This is a genomic window from Streptomyces pseudogriseolus (assembly GCA_002154585.1).
Taxonomy (GTDB): domain Bacteria; phylum Actinomycetota; class Actinomycetes; order Streptomycetales; family Streptomycetaceae; genus Streptomyces; species Streptomyces pseudogriseolus.
Window position 1 is genome coordinate 1 of sequence record MUNG01000454.1, and the last position, 4088, is coordinate 4088.

The window sequence follows — 4088 nt, forward strand, 5'->3', positions numbered from 1 at the left end:
CCGCTCGGTGGAGGACGTCACCCTCCTCGTCGCCCTCCTGCACAACGAGCCCCTCCCGCCGCACTGCCGTGAGGAGGCCCTGCGTGCCGCCGCCACCGGCCGGTCCGTCGACGAGCTGGTCGAACTGATCGACCGTCTGGCCGCCCACCGGCCTCCCGAGCACCTCCTCCGCGCGGCCGTGGACCAGGCCCGCACGGCTCAGGAGACGCAAGCGTCGGGGGAGCCGCCGCGGCACCCCCGGCCCGAGCCGGAGCGCGCGCGGGCGTCCCGTGGCGGCACGCCGCGGATCGGGCGCCGCCGCCCCGCCGTCCGCCGGACCCCGCGGCCGGCCCGCCGTCCCCACGGCGCTGCCCGTGGTCGCGTCTCCCGGCCCGTCGCCCGGCCGGCGATCTGGACGAGCTGGCTGGCCGCCGTCGCCCTCGCGGTCTGCGCGGTGACCCACTTCCCGCTGCGCCATGACGGCGTGTCGCTCGACGTGCACGCCCTCGCCGTCGGCGTGTCGGTGCTGTGCACGGTGCTGGCGCTGATCCTCGTCGTGCGCCCCGCGGTGGTCGTGCTCGCGGCCGGGGTCGTGGCGGCGACCGTGCCGGCCGTCGCCCACGCCTACGGCGGCCCGTACTCCGAGGCCGCCCTGCCGAGGGCGGTCGAGCTGGCCCTCGCCCCGGACTGGCTCGCCACCTCGGCCGCGATCGCGGCGGCCCTGCTGTCACTGGTGGCGCTGGTGGTCCGCGTAGCCGCCCCGTCCCCGGGCAGCCGCTGGTCCCCGTGGCCCCCGGCGGAGCCCCACCACGTCGCGGACTGACGCGGGGGCCGCACCCGGTGTTGGACAGGGGGTGTCACCCCGTGACGGGGTGGCCGCCCTGGCGTCGGGCGCCCGCTGGTCCCCGTTGCCCCTGGCGGGACCCCACCACGTCGCGGACTGACGCGGGGGCCGCACCCGGTGTTGGACAGGGACTGTCACCCCGTGACGGGGTGGCCGCCCTGGCGCCGGGCGCCCGCTGGTCCCGGTGGCCCCTCGCGGAACCTCCTCACGCTGCGGGCTGACGCGGGGGCCGCCGAACCCGCGTTGGACAGGGGGCACCTGTGACGGCGTGGCGGCCCCGGCCCCGGGCGCCCGCTGGTCCCCGTGGTCCCCGGCGGAGTCCCATCACGCCGCGGACTGACGCGGGAGTCGCACCCGGCGTTGGACAGGGGGTGTCACCCGTGACTGGGTGGCCGCCCCGGCTTCGGGTGCCCGCTGGTCCCCGTGGCCCCGGCGGAACCTCACCACGCCGGGGACTGACGCGCCGGAGCCGCCGCACCCGGCATTGGACAGGGGGTGTCACCCGTGACGTGGTGTCACCCCTTGTCCTGCGCCTCCGTCTCCGGCCCGGGCGCCGGGGCCGCCGCGGTGGGCTCCTCCTCGGAGAGCCGGCCGCGGCGCGACCCGCCCGGCTTCCAGCGCTCCAGCGTGCGCGTCAGCTGCTGCAACGGCGCGGGCGTCCGCGGCCGGGGCGGCTGGGCCGGGGCCGGCGCGGCGCCCTGCGTCTCGCGGTAGGCGGCCAGCGCCTCGTGGGCGCGTTCGGCGGCCTCGCGGTACAGGTCGCGGGACTTGGTCATGGCGTCCAGCGCCTCGGCGTACATCGCCACCAGCGCCCGCTCGCGCTCCAGTTCCTCGGCGAGGGTGAGCAGGTGCCAGTCCTCGCGCAGCGCGGTGAGCGCCTCCTCGGCGCGCTCCGGCAGCTCCCTCGGCAGCGCGTCGTGGCGCAGCACCGCGTCCACCAGGTCCGTGGGCTCCGTGCCGTCGAGGAACACCGCGCGCACGGCGAACGCGTCCGGCTCGTACCCCTGGGGAACCGGGCGGCCCGGCAGTACCGCCGCGCCGCCCCGCGGGACCTCCACGCCGAAGTCCCGCAGCGCCCAGTTCGTCACCCGCGCCTGCTGCGGGGCGGCCCGGTGCTCGACGACCCGGTGCCGCAGCCCCGGCGGCAGCCAGTGCGCGAGCGGGACGTGGCCGCGCTCGTCCGGGGTCATCGCCTCGTGGACGACGACGTGGACGTACCAGGGGTCGCGCGCGCAGTCCCGCAGCAGGCGCCGTACGTCCTTGTCGTCCTCCGGAAGCGGGTTGATCTCGCCGGGACGCAGCCCGGACGCCGGGTCGCGGTTCCAGGCGGCGTCCGGCTCCGGCGGCCAGAACAGGGTGACCGGGGAGGGCCAGGAGGGGTCCCAGGGGCGTTCCGCCTCGGCGACCAGCAGCCAGTCGCGCTCCTGCGTCCTCCCCTTGGCGGGGGAGAGGGCGAGCCGGGCGCGGACCGTGACACCGACGCCGTCACCGAAACGTGTACGGGACTCGAACACCAGGTCGGGCTTGGTGTCGTCCGCCGGGAGTTCCAGGAAGTCGTCGATGTCGCCGGAGGCCCTGAGGGCGGCGAGGCTGCGCCGGAGCGTGTCGTCGGCCCCCTCCCCGACGTAGCGGCCGCGGGTCGTCCGGACGGTGGGAGGGACGGTGGGGCGGGCTGTGGCAGAGATCGGCATGGGTCCAGTCGTCAGCGGGGGCACGTGCTCCTCCCAGTATCGTCGCCCGCGCCGCACGCCATGACCCCGGGTTCCGCCGTACGGCGGCCCGCACCCGGGGTGGCCCGCCCGGACGGCCGGCACACCGGGCCGCGTACGGCGTGACGCGTACGGCGTGTCGCGTACCGCGGGACGCGCGCGGGGTGTGCGCGGCGCGCACGCGGTGGCACCCGTTCACCCGTGTCGTACCCGGAACGGGCCGCCACACCGGCCGCGCGGGCGGGGGCGGTCCGCCATCCGCGTCGGAACCGGCCCCGCCCGCACATCCGTTCCTCGCCCGACGGAACCGCCTGTGCGAGCCGCGCGTCCCGCCCTGTGCCGAGAGCGGGAAGCGCGGACCTTATCAGCGCCCTGACGGCCGTGTCGCATATTCCACGGGAAAACGCCAAAGCCCTCACCTCGGTCGAGCACACACCGTAGCGTCGACGTCACGTTCGCGGTACAGCCGTGCGAGGAGGGGGATCCGGCGTGCCCGGAATCGACGAGAGTCTGCTGGAAGCCATGAGACTGCCCGGGGCGCGGGGCGCCCTGGTGGTCGACTGGATCAGCGGGCTCGCCCTGGGCGCGGTGGGAGAGGCGCCCGGCGGTGACGTGGAGGCGACCGCCGCCGAGACCGCCGAACTGGCCCGCCTGGCGATGGAGAGCGGCGCCCTCGCCCCCGCACAGGGCGGCCAGGGCGAGGACCCGCCCGTCGAGGACCTGATCCTCACCACCGCGGACGCCTTCCACCTGCTGCGCTTCGTCGTCACCCCCTTCGACAGCACGGTCTTCCTGTTCCTGTCGCTGGACCGCGCCGACGGCAACCTCGCCCTGGCCCGCATCCGGCTGGCCGAGATGGCGGACCGGATGGTGCTCGGATGACCGCGGCCGCCACCCGCGCGGACGGATCCGCCCCCGCACTGCTGGACACTCTCGCCGCCGACCGGGCCACCGGGGCGCTCACCACGCGCTCCGGGGTCTTCTACCTCGCCGCGGGACATGTGGTCCACGTCGAGTCCGCCCACAGTCCCGCCCTCGGCGACCTGCTCACCCGCAGCGGCGCCCTGGCCCCGGCCGGCTGGTGGGAGGCGGTCGAACGGGCCGGGGCCCGCCGGCGGGTGGGCCGCCAGCTCGTCGACAGCGGACGTCTCACCACCGGCGCCCTCGAACTGGCCCACACCGGCGCGCTGTTCGACGCCGCCTACTTCGCGCTCGCCCACGACGGCACCGCGCTGCGCTTCCGCCCCGGCGTCGCGCACTGGCTCGGCGCGGTCCGCCCCGTGCCGGTGGCGACCGTGCTCCGCGAGTCCTGCCGCCGCCGCGCCCTGCTCGACCGCATCTGGCCCGACCCGGCCGTCGACACCGCGCCGCTCACCCGGACCCCCGACGCCGACCCGGCCGCCCTGCCGCCCCGCAGGGGCCGCGCCCTCGCCCTGGTCGACGGCGGACGCACCGCGGCACAGATCGCCTCCGCCCTCGCCCACCGCACCTTCCACACCCTCGTCGAACTGCGCCGGCTGGCCGCCGCCGGACTGGTCGCCCCCGCACCCCCCGCG

At 77.3% G+C, this 4088-nt stretch carries 4 protein-coding genes; 3 read left to right on the forward strand and 1 reads right to left on the reverse strand.

The window, feature by feature from the left end; translation table 11 throughout:
* Positions 1 to 802: hypothetical protein (locus tag CCN29_RS36410; protein ID WP_086685787.1), on the forward strand; the 802-nt coding region annotated here is incomplete at its 5' end.
* A 536-nt stretch (positions 803 to 1338) separates the two neighbouring features.
* Here CCN29_RS36410 and CCN29_RS30740 read toward each other — a convergent pair.
* Positions 1339 to 2514: a hypothetical protein gene (locus CCN29_RS30740; protein WP_086685794.1), complete on the reverse strand. Its 1176-nt coding sequence runs from the start codon at positions 2512 to 2514 to the stop codon at positions 1339 to 1341.
* Positions 2515 to 3021: 507 nt separating this feature from the next.
* On the opposite strand from CCN29_RS30740, the gene CCN29_RS30745 reads away from it, so the two are divergent.
* The gene (locus CCN29_RS30745; protein WP_086685795.1) at positions 3022 to 3414 is read left to right on the forward strand and encodes a hypothetical protein; all 393 of its coding nucleotides are present in this window, start codon (positions 3022 to 3024) and stop codon (positions 3412 to 3414) included.
* Positions 3411 to 4088, forward strand: a 678-nt coding sequence (locus CCN29_RS30750; protein ID WP_086685796.1) for a hypothetical protein, incomplete at its 3' end; no start/stop codon positions are given. The genes CCN29_RS30745 and CCN29_RS30750, both read left to right, overlap by 4 nt.

Coding starts and splice junctions, on each gene's coding strand:
- CCN29_RS30740 (WP_086685794.1), bottom strand. CDS start 2,514: ATGCCGATCTCTGCCACAGCCCGCCCCACCGTCCCTCCCACCGTCCGG.